Source organism: Stenotrophomonas sp. JC08 (assembly GCF_052180205.1).
GTDB lineage: Bacteria > Pseudomonadota > Gammaproteobacteria > Xanthomonadales > Xanthomonadaceae > Stenotrophomonas.
Genome location: NZ_CP197473.1, coordinates 491,809 through 503,921, shown reverse-complemented (window position 1 = coordinate 503,921; position 12,113 = coordinate 491,809). Strand labels below are relative to the sequence as shown.

General features: G+C 68.2%; 13 protein-coding genes, 1 other RNA gene and 1 riboswitch. Of the genes, 5 read left to right on the top strand and 9 right to left on the bottom strand.

The window, feature by feature from the left end; all coding sequences use genetic code 11:
• Positions 1-9: 9 nt before the first annotated feature.
• On the bottom strand, positions 10-411 hold the full coding sequence (locus ACSBPQ_RS02205; RefSeq protein ID WP_442684486.1) for a division/cell wall cluster transcriptional repressor MraZ: 402 nt from the start codon (positions 409-411) through the stop codon (positions 10-12).
• A gap of 373 nt (positions 412-784) precedes the next feature.
• Here ACSBPQ_RS02205 and ACSBPQ_RS02200 point away from each other — a divergent pair, with 373 nt between their 5' ends.
• On the top strand, positions 785-1,555 hold the full coding sequence (locus ACSBPQ_RS02200; RefSeq protein WP_442683459.1) for an NRDE family protein: 771 nt from the start codon (positions 785-787) through the stop codon (positions 1,553-1,555).
• A 279-nt stretch (positions 1,556-1,834) separates the two neighbouring features.
• On the opposite strand, the gene rnpB is transcribed toward ACSBPQ_RS02200, so the two are convergent.
• The 3 genes from rnpB to rsmI all read right to left on the bottom strand — a co-directional run bounded on the left by rnpB (position 1,835) and on the right by rsmI (position 3,799).
• Positions 1,835-2,187: RNase P RNA component class A (rnpB, locus tag ACSBPQ_RS02195), an RNA gene on the bottom strand.
• A gap of 60 nt (positions 2,188-2,247) precedes the next feature.
• The gene (locus ACSBPQ_RS02190; RefSeq protein WP_442683458.1) at positions 2,248-2,970 is read right to left on the bottom strand and encodes a hypothetical protein; all 723 of its coding nucleotides are present in this window, start codon (positions 2,968-2,970) and stop codon (positions 2,248-2,250) included.
• Complete coding sequence (rsmI, locus tag ACSBPQ_RS02185; RefSeq protein ID WP_442683457.1) at positions 2,963-3,799, bottom strand: 16S rRNA (cytidine(1402)-2'-O)-methyltransferase; 837 nt, start codon at positions 3,797-3,799, stop codon at positions 2,963-2,965. The genes ACSBPQ_RS02190 and rsmI overlap by 8 nt, the downstream gene beginning before the upstream one ends.
• A gap of 81 nt (positions 3,800-3,880) precedes the next feature.
• Here rsmI and ACSBPQ_RS02180 point away from each other — a divergent pair, with 81 nt between their 5' ends.
• From ACSBPQ_RS02180 to ACSBPQ_RS02165, 4 genes are read left to right on the top strand one after another with little or no spacing between them, the layout of a single operon-like run.
• Positions 3,881-5,611: a penicillin-binding protein activator gene (locus ACSBPQ_RS02180; protein WP_442683456.1), complete on the top strand. Its 1,731-nt coding sequence runs from the start codon at positions 3,881-3,883 to the stop codon at positions 5,609-5,611.
• On the top strand, positions 5,601-5,975 hold the full coding sequence (locus ACSBPQ_RS02175) for a YraN family protein (protein ID WP_442683455.1): 375 nt from the start codon (positions 5,601-5,603) through the stop codon (positions 5,973-5,975). The genes ACSBPQ_RS02180 and ACSBPQ_RS02175 overlap by 11 nt, the downstream gene beginning before the upstream one ends.
• The gene (locus ACSBPQ_RS02170; RefSeq protein ID WP_442683454.1) at positions 5,975-6,517 is read left to right on the top strand and encodes a metal-dependent hydrolase; all 543 of its coding nucleotides are present in this window, start codon (positions 5,975-5,977) and stop codon (positions 6,515-6,517) included. The genes ACSBPQ_RS02175 and ACSBPQ_RS02170 overlap by 1 nt, the downstream gene beginning before the upstream one ends.
• A complete protein-coding gene (locus ACSBPQ_RS02165) occupies positions 6,514-7,908 on the top strand; it encodes an FAD-binding oxidoreductase (RefSeq protein ID WP_442683453.1) in 1,395 nt (464 codons plus the stop codon). The genes ACSBPQ_RS02170 and ACSBPQ_RS02165 overlap by 4 nt, the downstream gene beginning before the upstream one ends.
• 45 nt (positions 7,909-7,953) lie before the next feature.
• Here ACSBPQ_RS02165 and thiL read toward each other — a convergent pair whose 3' ends face one another.
• From thiL to ACSBPQ_RS02140, 5 genes are all read right to left on the bottom strand, one after another.
• Complete coding sequence (thiL, locus tag ACSBPQ_RS02160; RefSeq protein WP_442683452.1) at positions 7,954-8,943, bottom strand: thiamine-phosphate kinase; 990 nt, start codon at positions 8,941-8,943, stop codon at positions 7,954-7,956.
• Between the two features lie 81 nt (positions 8,944-9,024).
• On the bottom strand, positions 9,025-9,504 hold the full coding sequence (gene nusB / locus ACSBPQ_RS02155; protein ID WP_442683451.1) for a transcription antitermination factor NusB: 480 nt from the start codon (positions 9,502-9,504) through the stop codon (positions 9,025-9,027).
• Positions 9,501-9,968 (bottom strand): 6,7-dimethyl-8-ribityllumazine synthase, encoded by a 468-nt coding sequence (gene ribH / locus ACSBPQ_RS02150; protein ID WP_442683450.1) that lies wholly within the window; start codon positions 9,966-9,968, stop codon positions 9,501-9,503. The genes nusB and ribH overlap by 4 nt, the downstream gene beginning before the upstream one ends.
• Before the next feature lie 59 nt (positions 9,969-10,027).
• Positions 10,028-11,131 (bottom strand): 3,4-dihydroxy-2-butanone-4-phosphate synthase, encoded by a 1,104-nt coding sequence (ribB, locus tag ACSBPQ_RS02145; RefSeq protein WP_442683449.1) that lies wholly within the window; start codon positions 11,129-11,131, stop codon positions 10,028-10,030.
• Positions 11,128-11,730, bottom strand: coding sequence for a riboflavin synthase (locus ACSBPQ_RS02140; protein ID WP_442683448.1), 603 nt, complete (start codon positions 11,728-11,730; stop codon positions 11,128-11,130). The genes ribB and ACSBPQ_RS02140 overlap by 4 nt, the downstream gene beginning before the upstream one ends.
• Positions 11,731-11,904: 174 nt before the next feature.
• Positions 11,905-12,056: riboswitch (FMN riboswitch) on the bottom strand.
• Positions 12,057-12,113 lie beyond the last annotated feature (57 nt).

Sequence of the window (12,113 nt, the reverse complement as noted above, 5' to 3'; positions counted from 1 at the left end):
CACCCCGGCTCACAACTTCAGGTCGAGCAGCCCATCACCCAGATCCCCGTCAGACAACGTCTGCTGGATCAAGGCGCGATGCGCTTGCTCGCTCCACAATTCGAACTTGTCACCCATGCCCATCAGCACGGCCTTCTTCTCGATGCCGATCGCACTGCGATGGCTGGCCGGTAGGCTGATACGGCCGTTGCCGTCCAGCTCCAGATGGGCCGCCGAGCCCACCAGCTTCTGTTGCAGGGTCCGCACGACACGCTGGGTGTTGGGCTTGGCCATCACATCGTCCCGCACCCGCTCCCACTCCTGCTCTGCGTACAACCAGAGGCAACCGGCCTCGAACGGGTTGTAGGTCAGCACAAGGCGATTGCCACTGGCACGCGCGACCAAGTCGCGGTAGGCGGTTGGCACCGCCATGCGTCCCTTGTCGTCAACCGTGATGGCCGTCTCACCTTGAAACACGCCGCTGCACCTGCCTGTCCGCTTCCGCTTGTGCGGTCATTGAACCACGAAAAACCACAAAACACCCGGTTTTCCCTCTTGACACCACCTTAGCAGTGCCCAAAGGCTTGTCAACAACTTTGAGCGGCAAAAATAATTACTGGCATCAATGGCTTGCGCAGATGTTTAGATAATTGTTCAAGGTTTATCCACAAGTGTCTGTTTCGTCAGAAATTTTAATATTTCCATATAATTCAGCAAGGTATATGCAGGGTGAAAAACGGCCTGCCACTGGCTATCCATTCAGCCGCAGCTGGCCGCCTGTTGCGCAAGGCGGCACACTGCGCCGATGTGCCTTGTCGCCCTCGCCTGGAAATGCCATCCCTGCTGGCGTCTGCTGATGGCAGGCAACCGCGACGAATTCCACGCCCGGCCGACCGCACCGCTGCAACGCTGGCCGCCCCCGCAGGAAACCGTCATCGCCGGTCGCGACCTGCGCTCCGGCGGCAGCTGGATGGGAGTGAACAACCACGGTCAAGCCGCCGTGCTGACCAATGTGCGCGATCCGACCGCGGCGGCCGGTGGCCCGTCGCGGGGCGAGCTGGTTGCCGGCTATCTGGCAGGCAGCGACAACGCGGACCGCTATATAGATGTCCTTTCCAGCCGTGCCCACCGGTTCGCTCCGTTCAACCTGCTGGTCGCCGATGCCGAGCACTGCTGCTATCTGGGCAACCATCCGGCCCTGCACCAGCGCCTGCCACCGGGCATCCACGGCATGTCCAACGGCACCCTCGACGCACCCTGGCCCAAGACCCGGCGCCTGATGCAGGCGCTGGAAAGCTGGCTGCAGCAACCCGCAGGCGACTTCGATGATCTGTGGCCGGCGCTGGCCGATGAAAGCCGCCCTGCCGACGACGACCTGCCGCATACCGGCATTGCCCTGGAACTGGAACGGCGCCTCTCCAGCACTTTCATCCGTGGCGGCGAGTACGGCACCCGCGCCAGTACGCTGGTCGCCATCGACCATCAGGGACAGGGCTTCATCCACGAACGGCGCTTCGGCCCGGAGGGCGCTTTCCTGGGAGAGACCCGGATCGGGATCCGGCGCGAACAAAAGTAAGAACCCGGGCACGCAACCACACCCATCCATTCGCAGGCCGGGACGGAGTTCCCGACCAGCAGAGCCAGGACCCACCATCCAGCCCGCCTCCCCCGCGCAGAGCCGCTTTCAATCAAGCGGAACGAGACGAAGCAAGCCGGGCAATCCCGCGATACAGCAGGATCCATTTCTGAAGAAGTGGACGCATCGACAGACGCGGGGAATGGCGGCCGCAAGCCCGAGGCCCAGGGTTTCACACGGGGAATCTTGGGGCTTTCCTCACCCGGCCGGCGAGGAAAGTGGCGGAGCCGGCCGATAAGCCGGGTTCTGTCGTGGACAGTCATTCCTCTAGGCGCATCGTCACCGATACGCTCAAGCAACCTACCCGGACCCGACGCGGGCCACGCCATTAGGTCCCTATTTGGTCTTGCTCCAGGTGGGGTTTGCCGTGCCGGTCTGTTGCCAGACTCGCGGTGCGCTCTTACCGCACCATTTCACCCTTACCACGCATCCCGAAGGACCGTTCGGCGGTATCTTTCTGTTGCACTTTCCGTCGGCTCGCGCCGCCCAGGCGTTACCTGGCACCTTGCCCTGTGGAGCCCGGACTTTCCTCGGCACCCCCGAAAGGATGACGCGACTGTCTGGCCGACTCCGCCGCGCGCATTGTCGCACGCCGCACCCGTGTTTGACTGACGGTTACGGCAATCACCCGATCAGGCACGTTCCAGCACCTGGACCCCCTCGGCCTGCAGTTGCCACACCACCTGCGCCTGCACGATCGCGACCTGTTGCCAGTCGGCAAAGGCCGACTCCGCCTGCAACGCCTGCTGCAGATGTGCCACCAGCTGCCGCCAACGCATCGCCGCCGCCTCCTCGCACAGCCGCACGCAGGGCATGGCCGGCAGCGGCCAGTTGTCATGCAGCAACAGCACGTTGTGCGGCTGCTGGCGGAAGCCCTCGCGGGCGAAGATGTCGCGCTTCTTGGCCACCGCCCAGCGCATCACCGCCAGCCACAGGCCCGCCGGGTCTTCGTCATCAAAGCCCGGACGCCCGCCCCTGGGCGCAAGCAGCCGCTGCAGCAGCGGATTGGACCAGTCCCAGTCATGCTGGCCCGGCGCCAGCAGCGGTTGCACCCAGCCGGAGTTGATCTCGCGCAGCTGCGGTTGCAGCCGCTTCAGCTCCTCCGGCACCACTTCCATGCACTCCACGCCGATGGCCATGCCCGGCGCGGACAGCAGGAAGTCCGGACGCTCGCTGCCATGCACGCGCAGCGGATAGGCCAGCACACGCGCATTGACCATCAGCCATGCGGACATCAACCAGCGTTCGCGCGGCTTCTTGTCCAGCAGTGCCGCCTGCTCGGCGGGCAGGCCTTCCAGCCCCAGCTGTGCCTGCAGCGCGGCGGGGGAATCGGCGCGCCAGCTCAGCTCAATCATGGCCTGTCTGGCCGTACAGCGCCTTGCGCGGCGCGCCACTGAGTTCGGCGGCGAGCCTGGCCGCGGTGGAGGGCGGCAGGTGTTCATTCAACTTCGCGTACAGGCGACGGCCTTCGGCGATCTTGCCCGCCTCGTCGTCACCGGCACCCTGCACCATCACCACGAACTCACCCTTGCGCTGGTTGTCATCGGCCTGCACCTTGGCCAGCAATTGTTCCAGCGTACCGTCGAGCACGGTTTCGAACAGCTTGGTCAGCTCACGGGCGACCACCGCCGGGCGATCACCGCCGAAGGCCGCAGCCATATCGGCCAGCGATTCTTCGATTCGGTGTGACGATTCATAGAACACCAGCGTGGCGGTTTCACTCGCCAGCCGCTGCAGCCGCTCACGCCGCGCGGCGCCCTTGGCCGGCAGGAAGCCCTCGAACAGGAAACGGTCACTCGGCAGCCCGGCCACGCTCAGCGCGGCGATCGCCGCGCAGGCACCCGGCACCGGACTGACCTTGATCCCGGCCGCGCGCGCGGCGCGCACCAGCCGGAACCCCGGATCACTGACCAGCGGCGTGCCGGCATCACTGACCAGCGCCAGCGACTCGCCATCCAGCAGCCGCGCCACCAGACGCTGCGCCATCGCCTCCTCGTTGTGGTCGTGCAGCGCCACCAGCGGCTTGCCGATGCCGAAGTGCGACAGCAACTGGCCGGTATGGCGCGTGTCTTCGGCGCAGATCGCCGCCACAGAGCGCAACACCTCCTGCGCGCGCGGACTCAGGTCGGCCAGATTGCCGATCGGCGTGGCGACGACATACAAGGTGGCGGCAGCGGTACTCATCATCGGTATTTCCATGGGCAAGGTTAGAATCCTACCGTTTCTCCCGCACGCCACTGCCGCGCCCAGTCGAACGGACACCAAATGAACAAGCCAGCCGCACGGATTTCCGCCCTGTCACTGTCGATGCTGCTGTTCGTGGGCTGTGCCACCACCAGTGTGGCCCCCACCAGCTCACCGGCCCAGCAGGCCGCCATCGCCCTGCTCGAACAGGGCAAGCCGCGCGAGGCCGCGCAGCAGCTGGAGGCCGAAGCCGGACTGGCCCGGGGGGCCGGCAAGGCACAGCTGCTGGCCGATGCGGCGTTCGCGTGGCACGAAGCCGGCGACAGCGCCCGTGCGCGCATGCTGATGGCGCAGGTGCAGCCGCGACAGCTGAGCGGCGCCACCAGCCAGCGCTTCGCGCTGCTGCAGGCCGAACTGGCCCTTGCCGACGGGCAACCCGCCACAGCGCTGCAGGTGCTGCAACAGCCCTCCACCAGCCTGTCGCTGCCGGCACCACTGCAGGCGCGCTGGCACCTGGCCCGCGCACAGGCATTCGAAACCAGTGGCGACGCCTTCAACGCCGCCACCGAGCGCGCCCGCGCCGGTGTGATGCTCAGCGGCGCTGCCCGCAGCGACAACCAGCGCGCCATCACCCGCCTGCTGGCCGGGCTGGACGATGTCACCCTGCGTGATCGTGCCGCGGCGCTGCCCGCCGGCGAGCCGCTGTACAACTTCGCCGGGCGCGCGCTGATCGCCCGCGGCCTGCCGCTGCCGCGCCCGTTCGATCGTGATTCGGCCTGGCAGCTCGATACCGGCAAGCGTCCGCCCGCCGAGGCCGACGGCTACCGGCCGCCGGTGAAGCTGGCGGTGCTGCTGCCGCTGACCGGCAATCTCGCCACCGCCGCCGCGCCGGTGCGCGATGGCCTGCTGGCCGGCTATTACGGCGAAACCCGGCGTCGCCCCGAAATCGAGTTCATCGACACCCGGGGCACCGCCACCGGTGCCGGTGCCGCTTACGACAAGGCGGTTGCCGCGGGCGTGGATTTCATCATCGGACCGTTGGGCCGCGACGAGGTCGACGCGTTGTTCCACCGCGAGCAACTGCCCGTCCCGCTGCTTGCCCTGAACCGCGGCAAGGACACCCCACCGCCGGGCAGCGCCGGCTTCTCGCTGGCACCGGAGGACGACGGCATCATCGCCGCCGAATATCTGCTCGGACGCGAGCGCGGCAACGTGCTGGTGATCGCCAGCAACGATGACAGCGGCCGCCGCGCCAGTGCGGCGTTCAAGGAACGCTTCAGCGAACGTGGCGGCAAGATCGCCGCCAGCATCAGTGTCAACGATGCGCCCGGCGACATCGGCGCGCAGTTGCGCCAGGCCAGCGGCGTGGACGCGGTGTTTCTGGCGGTCAAGGGCAACCAGGCGCGCGCACTGGCCCCCCAGCTGGCCCTGTCCGGGCTGGCGGCAGTGAGCCGGGTGGGCACCTCGCAGCTGACCAGCAACACCGGCAAGGCCGAGGAAGACATGGCGCTGGACGGCATCGTCTATCCCAGCGAAGCCTGGACCACGCGCGGCACCGCCGGCCTGCCCGCACACAGCAGCCTGGCCAGCACCTTGCCGACCGTACGGGGAGCCGCCGCACGGCTGTTCGCTTTCGGCCATGACGCGTGGAAGATCACCGCGTACATGGAGAAGCTGGCCACCGCCACCTCCGGCGGGCTCGACGGTGCCACCGGCACACTGATGCTGGACGGCTTTGGCAACGTGCTGCGCACACCGGCGTGGTCGACATTCAGCGGCGGCCAGCCGCACGCGATCGGCAATGGCCGCTGAGCAGGCCACGCGCGGCGCGGCGGCAGAGGCCCTCGCCCGCACGTTGCTTGAGAAGTCCGGCCTGCACTGGCGCGCCGGCAATGTCCGCTTCCGCGGCGGCGAGCTGGACCTTGTCATGCATGATTCCGCCGCCGGCAGCCTCGTCTTCGTCGAAGTCCGCTACCGGCGCTCATCCGCATTCGGTGGTGGCGCCGCGTCGGTGGATGCCGGCAAGCGCCGCCGCCTGATCCTCGCCGCGCAGCTCTATCTGGCCCAGCATCCATCGCTGGCAAACCTCCCGTGTCGCTTCGACGTGGTCGAAGCCAGTGGCGAACCACCGCAACTGCACTGGATCCGTGACGCCTTCCGCGCCGACGACTGCTGATGCCCAGCGTCTTCACCCATGCCGCAATTCCACTGGCGCTGTGGTGGGCCAGTGACCACGGCCGCATCTCACCGCGCCTGCTCGGCGCCGGCGTTGTCGCGGCGATGCTGCCCGATGCCGATGTGCTCACCTTCGCGCTGCATATTCCCTATGCCGATGCGTTCGGCCATCGCGGCGCTAGCCATTCGCTGCTGTTCGCCGGCCTGCTCGGTCTACTGGCGTTACTCGGCGCACGCCGCCTGCAGGCCGGCCGGATGCAGGCGGCGGCCTTTGTCTTCATTTGCGCGCTGTCGCATCCGCTGCTGGACGCGCTGACCTCCGGCGGCCTCGGTGTCGCGCTGTGGTGGCCGTGGAGCGATGCGCGCCTGTTCGCGCCATGGCGACCGATCCGCGTCTCGCCCTTCGCCAAGCATTTCTTCTCGGCACGCGGCCTGCAGACCGTACTCTCGGAGCTGCGCTGGGTGTGGCTGCCGCTGTTTCTGTGCGTATGTGGCTGGCGCCTGATCCAGCAACGCGCCCCCGACGTGAGCCAACGCCCATGAGTTCCCTGCCCGCCGCCTTCCACCAGACCCTGACCCAGCTGCTCGGCGATGCTTGGCGCACCGATGCCGGCACGCTGGCAGCCCATGCCCAGGACAATTCCTGGCGCCATGCGCTGCCGCTGGGCGTGGCGCTACCCGAATCCCGCGAACAGGTGCAGGCGATCGTGCGCGCCTGTCGCGAACACGGCGTGCCGCTGGTCGGCCGCGGCGCCGGCACCGGCACCACCGGCGCGGCGGTGCCGACCGCGGGCGGCATCGTGCTGTCGTTCGCGCGCATGAACCGCATCCTCGACATCCGCCCGGGTGATCGCTGCGCGGTGGTCGAGCCGGGCGTGCTCAACGGCGACCTGCAGCAGGCGCTGATGCCGCACGGGCTGTTCTGGCCGCCGGACCCGTCCAGCGCCGAGACCTGCAGCATCGGCGGCAACCTGGCCTGCAATGCCGGCGGCCCGCGCGCGGTGAAGTACGGCACCAGCCGCGACAACGTGCTCGGGCTGGTCGCGGTCACCGGCAGTGGCGAGCTGATCCGGTGCGGCGGCGCCTACACCAAGGACGCCACCGGTTACGACCTGACCCACCTGGTCGTCGGCAGCGAAGGCACGCTGGCGCTGATCGTCGAGGCCACGCTCAAGCTGGCGCCGCGCCCGCGCGCGCAGGCCGGCCTGCGCGTGCTCTATCGCGATGCACAGGCCGCCGCGGCGGCGGTATCGCGGGTGATGGCGCAGCCGGTCACCCCGACCATGCTGGAGTTCATGGATGCACGCAGCCTGGAGCTGCTGCGCCGCAATGGCGCGCAGGTGCCCGAGGCCGGCGCGATGCTGCTGATCGAAGCCGACGGCGATGATGACACCCTGCCCTACCTGCTCAACGCGCTGGCCGAGGCCGCCGAGGGCGACGGCATGCTGGCGCTGGACGTGGCCACCGACGGCAGCGCGCGCGACAAACTATGGGCCGCGCGCCGCGCGCTGTCGCCGGCGCTGAAGAGCATCGCCCCGGGCAAGATCAACGAGGACGTGGTGGTGCCGGTCTCGCGCATTCCGGAACTGGTGGAAGGCGTGCAGCGGCTGTCCGCCGAAGCGGACCTGCCGATCGTCACCTTCGGCCACGCCGGCAACGGCAACCTGCACGTCAACATCCTCTATCACCCGGACGACGCCGGCGAGAATGCGCGCGCCCACGCCACGCTGCCCAAGGTGTTCGAACTGGCACTGGCACTGGGCGGCACCCTGTCCGGCGAACACGGTATCGGCCTGGCCAAGCGCGATTTCATGCCGCGGGCGTTCTCATCGGCCACGCTGGCGACAATGCGCGCGGTCAAGCAGGCGCTGGACCCGGACGGCATCCTCAATCCGGGCAAGGTGTTGCCGCCGGCCGATCCGGCCAACGGCTGAGTACCGCCACGGCGGCCGTGCCTTCCAACCGCGCGCCGCGCGCGGTCAGCGCGGCGGCGAGAAGTGGTTGTAGCCGAGGCGCGCCGGCTCTGCTGCGTCACCGCTGGCATCGCGCAGGGTCATCCCGGCACCGGCCTGGATCTGGCCGATCCGCGTGACGGCAGTATCCACTGCGGCCATCGCCGACCGGACCTGCTCGCGCTGCGAAGCCGGCGCGGTGAAGCACAGCTCGTAGTCATCGCCGCCGCCAACGCGCAGCTGCTGGAACAGCGCCAGCTCCTGCAGCGCTTCGGCAGCTGCGGACACGGGAAGCTGCGGCAACTCCAGCGTCGCGGCCACCCCGCTGCGCTGGCAGATGTGCTGCAGATCGGCGAGCAGGCCATCAGAGATATCCACCGCGCTGCTGGCCAGCCCGCGCAACACCAGCCCCGCCGCGACGCGCGGTGTGGGCCGCGCCAGCCGCAACCGCAGCTGCTCCAGCGCCGCCTCGCCCGCCGGCGCGCGGACCTCCAGCCGCCCCTGCTGCCACAGCGCCAGCGCCAGCGCCGCCTCGCCCGGCACACCGGTCACCCAGACATCGTCACCAGGCTGCGCACCATCCCGCCGCAGCGCCTCGCCGGCCGGCACCCAACCCATCGCGGTGATCGAGATCGACAGCGGCCCACGCGTGGTGTCGCCACCGATCAGGGCGATGCCATGGGCGTCGGCCAGCGCGAAGAAGCCGTCGGCGAACGCCTCGATCCAGTCCGGATCGGCCGCCGGCAACGACAGCGCCAGCGTGCACCAGGCCGGCTGCGCACCCATCGCCGCCAGATCCGACAGGTTCACCGCCAGCGCCTTCCAGCCGATGTCGGCCGGCGGCGTCTCGTGCGGGAAATGCACGCCGGCGTTGAGCGTGTCGGCGGTGACCACCAGCTGCTGTCCGTCCGGCACCTGCAGCAGCGCGGCGTCATCGCCGATGCCCAGCGCAATGTCCGTGCGTGCGCGGGTCCGCGCGGCGATGCGCTGGATCAGGCCAAATTCGTCAAGGCTCATTTCAACTCCCGGAAACGACAACGCCGGCGCCGATGATGCCGGCCCCGGCGTTGCAGGTGGACACAGGCGCCGCGCGCGGCGTTACTGGCCGGACTCGGTCTTGCGCCACTCCACCGCGGCGCGGTCGAGCACGCCGTTGACATAGGTGTGGCCGTGTTCGGAACCGAACCGCTTGGCGGTCTCGATCGCCTCGTTGATCACCACCCGGTACGGTACATCCAGGCGGTAGCGCAGCTCGTAGGCGGCCACGCGCAGCACCGCACGCTCGATCGCATCGACCTCTTCCACGCCACGGTCGACGAACGGCGTCAGCGCCGCGTCGATGTCACGCCGGTTGTCCAGCACGCCGCGCAGCAGGTTCTCGAAGTACGCCAGATCGGCGATTTCATGCGCCTGCTCGTGCGCGAACTGGGCCAGCAGCGATTCGGCGTTGCCACCGGAAATCTGCCAGGCGTAGATCGCCTGCAGCGCACGACGACGCGCGCGCGAGCGCAGCACCGGATCGATGCCGTCGCGACGGACCGGCTTTCCGGCGGGCCTGCCGTTGTTCTTGTTGTTCATGGCAGCTGCTCCAGAAGATTGACCATTTCCAATGCCGCCAAAGCGACTTCCTCACCCTTGTTGCCGTGGCTGCCGCCGGCACGCGCCTCGGCATCCTCCACGCGCTCCACCGCCAGCACGCCATTGAGCACCGGCACGCCGAAATCCAGCTGCGCACGCATCAGGCCTTCGGCGCAGCGGTCGGCCACGTGTTCGTAATGGCGGGTATCGCCACGGATCACGCAGCCCAGGGTGAGGATCGCCGCATGCTGGCCGGCGGCGGCCAGCCGCGCGGCCACCAGCGGGATTTCCCACGCGCCGGGCACCCGCACCACGTCGATGGCGTCCTCGCCGATGCCGTTGCCGGCCAGGCTCTGGCGCGCGCCAGCGACCAGCGCGTCGGTGATGCGGGCATTCCAGCGGCTGGCGAGGATGGCAAAGCGGGCCGATCCGGCCGGGCGGAGATCGCCTTCGTAATGGCTCATGGGAGGTGGGGATCCAAAAAGGTGAACAAGTTTAACGCGTCAGTACCGTTTGCCGGCCGTTACAGGGCCGGCACCTGCACGGTTTCGACGATTTCCAGGCCGTAACCGGCCAGTCCGATCTGCCGGCGCGGAGTGCCCAGCACCCGCAGCTTGCCCAGGCCCAGATCAGCCAAGATCTGCGCGCCAGCACCGTTGCGGCGCCACTGGCCCACGTCCCTGCTGTTGCCGGCGGCTTCGGTCTGGGCGCGGATCCGGGCCAGCAACGCATCGGTATCGCGCGGCGCCGACAGCACCACCATCACCCCACTGTCGGCCGCGTCGATCGCACGCAGCGCATCGGTATTGGCCACGCCGAAGTCGTCGCGACGCCAGTGCAGCAGGTCGGCCAGCGGGTTTTCCACCTGCACCCGCACCAGCGTCGGCACCGCCTTGTCCGGCGTGCCGCGCACCAGCGCGAAATGCAGGTCATGGGCGATGCGGTCGCGGTAGGTGACCAGCTGGAACGGACCGAACTCGGTGCTGATTTCACGCGCGTCCACACGCTCGACGGTGTGCTCGGTGGCCAGCCGGTAGGCGATCAGGTCGGCGATGGAGCCGATCTTCAGCCCGTGCTCGCGGGCGAACACCTCCAGCTCCGGGCGGCGCGCCATGGTGCCGTCGGCGTTGAGGATTTCCACCAGCACGCCAGCCGCTTCCAGCCCGGCCATGCGCGGCAGGTCGCTGGCCGCCTCGGTGTGGCCGGCACGGGTCAGCACGCCGCCCGGCTGCGCGGTCAGCGGGAAGATGTGACCCGGCTGGGTCAGGTCCGACGGCTTGGCGTTGGGCTGGATCGCGGTGCGGATGGTGTGGGCGCGGTCGTGCGCGGAGATGCCGGTGGTCACACCTTCGGCCGCCTCGATGCTGACGGTGAAGTTGGTGTGGAACTGGGCGGTGTTCTTCTGCACCATCGGCGTCAGGCCCAGCTGCGCGGTGCGCTCGCGGGTCACCGACAGGCACACCAGGCCACGGGCGTGGGTGACCATGAAGTTGATATCCGACGGCCTGACCAGCTCGGCGGCCATGATCAGGTCGCCTTCGTTCTCGCGGTCCTCGTCATCGACGATCACGACCATGCGGCCGGCGCGGATTTCTTCCAGCAGTTCGGGAATGGGGGCGAAACTCATGGCGTGGCTCCTTGGCCCAGCAGGCGCTCGACATAGCGGGCGACCAGATCGATTTCCAGATTGACCGCACTGCCCACGGCAGTGGCGACAAAGGCGGTATTGGCGACGGTGTGCGGAATCAGCGCGACCTCGAAGCCTTCGTCATCGGCGGCGTTCACGGTCAGGCTGACGCCATCGACACAGATCGAGCCCTTCTTGGCGATGTACTTGAGCAGCGGCTTGGGCGCGGCAAAGCGCCAGCGCAGCGCACGTGCGTCCTCATGGATGGACAGCACAGTGCCCAGGCCATCGACGTGACCGCTGACCAGATGCCCGCCGAGGCGGTCGGTCGGGCGCATCGCGCGCTCCAGATTGATCACCGCACCTTCGGCCAGCGCGCCGAGCGTGGTCAGTTCCAGGGTTTCGGTGGAGGCATCGGCCTTGAAGCTGCTGCTGTCGAAATCGATGACGGTCAGGCAGACGCCATTGACGGCAATGCTCTCGCCCATCTGCACCTGTTCGAACGGCAGGTTGCCGACGTCGAAGGTGAAGCGGACATCGCCACCGAGGGGTTCGCGTGCGGCCAGACGGCCGACACCTTCGATGATTCCAGTGAACATCAGTGCGCCCCCACGTAACGGGCGTCACCCGTGGCCCCGATGAGCGCACTGCTTTGAATCCCCGCACATGGATGTACGGACTTTTGAAGAAGGAACTTCACTAACGTTCTCCGCGGTAAGTGAGCGAAAAACGCCGCAAGGCATACAGGTGCACGGACCCACCAAGGCCCGCGACACCGTCTTCTTTCATCCGGACTGTGACCGTCGGCTCCGGCATTGGACCGGATCTGCTGACCTTGTCCACGTCATCGTGGCCAAGCGCTCGCGGGCTCGGGCATTGCGCCCCTACCGCCGGTGGGGAATCGCACCCCGCCCTGAAGACGTTTGTGGTTGCCGGAAAACCGGCCGGCGCATTGTACCAGCCCGGTCACGGCGAACCTGTC

What these genes read in the sequence shown, in the direction of transcription:
- ACSBPQ_RS02190 (WP_442683458.1), bottom strand. Translation starts at nt 2,970, where the DNA reads ATGATTGAGCTGAGCTGGCGCGCCGATTCCCCCGCCGCGCTGCAGGCA.
- nusB (WP_442683451.1), bottom strand. Translation starts at nt 9,504, where the DNA reads ATGAACAACAAGAACAACGGCAGGCCCGCCGGAAAGCCGGTCCGTCGC.
- ACSBPQ_RS02140 (WP_442683448.1), bottom strand. Translation starts at nt 11,730, where the DNA reads ATGTTCACTGGAATCATCGAAGGTGTCGGCCGTCTGGCCGCACGCGAA.
- thiL (WP_442683452.1), bottom strand. Translation starts at nt 8,943, where the DNA reads ATGAGCCTTGACGAATTTGGCCTGATCCAGCGCATCGCCGCGCGGACC.
- ribB (WP_442683449.1), bottom strand. Translation starts at nt 11,131, where the DNA reads ATGAGTTTCGCCCCCATTCCCGAACTGCTGGAAGAAATCCGCGCCGGC.
- ACSBPQ_RS02205 (WP_442684486.1), bottom strand. Translation starts at nt 411, where the DNA reads ATGGCGGTGCCAACCGCCTACCGCGACTTGGTCGCGCGTGCCAGTGGC.
- ACSBPQ_RS02200 (WP_442683459.1), top strand. Translation starts at nt 785, where the DNA reads ATGTGCCTTGTCGCCCTCGCCTGGAAATGCCATCCCTGCTGGCGTCTG.
- ACSBPQ_RS02170 (WP_442683454.1), top strand. Translation starts at nt 5,975, where the DNA reads ATGCCCAGCGTCTTCACCCATGCCGCAATTCCACTGGCGCTGTGGTGG.
- rsmI (WP_442683457.1), bottom strand. Translation starts at nt 3,799, where the DNA reads ATGAGTACCGCTGCCGCCACCTTGTATGTCGTCGCCACGCCGATCGGC.
- ACSBPQ_RS02180 (WP_442683456.1), top strand. Translation starts at nt 3,881, where the DNA reads ATGAACAAGCCAGCCGCACGGATTTCCGCCCTGTCACTGTCGATGCTG.
- ACSBPQ_RS02175 (WP_442683455.1), top strand. Translation starts at nt 5,601, where the DNA reads ATGGCCGCTGAGCAGGCCACGCGCGGCGCGGCGGCAGAGGCCCTCGCC.
- ACSBPQ_RS02165 (WP_442683453.1), top strand. Translation starts at nt 6,514, where the DNA reads ATGAGTTCCCTGCCCGCCGCCTTCCACCAGACCCTGACCCAGCTGCTC.
- ribH (WP_442683450.1), bottom strand. Translation starts at nt 9,968, where the DNA reads ATGAGCCATTACGAAGGCGATCTCCGCCCGGCCGGATCGGCCCGCTTT.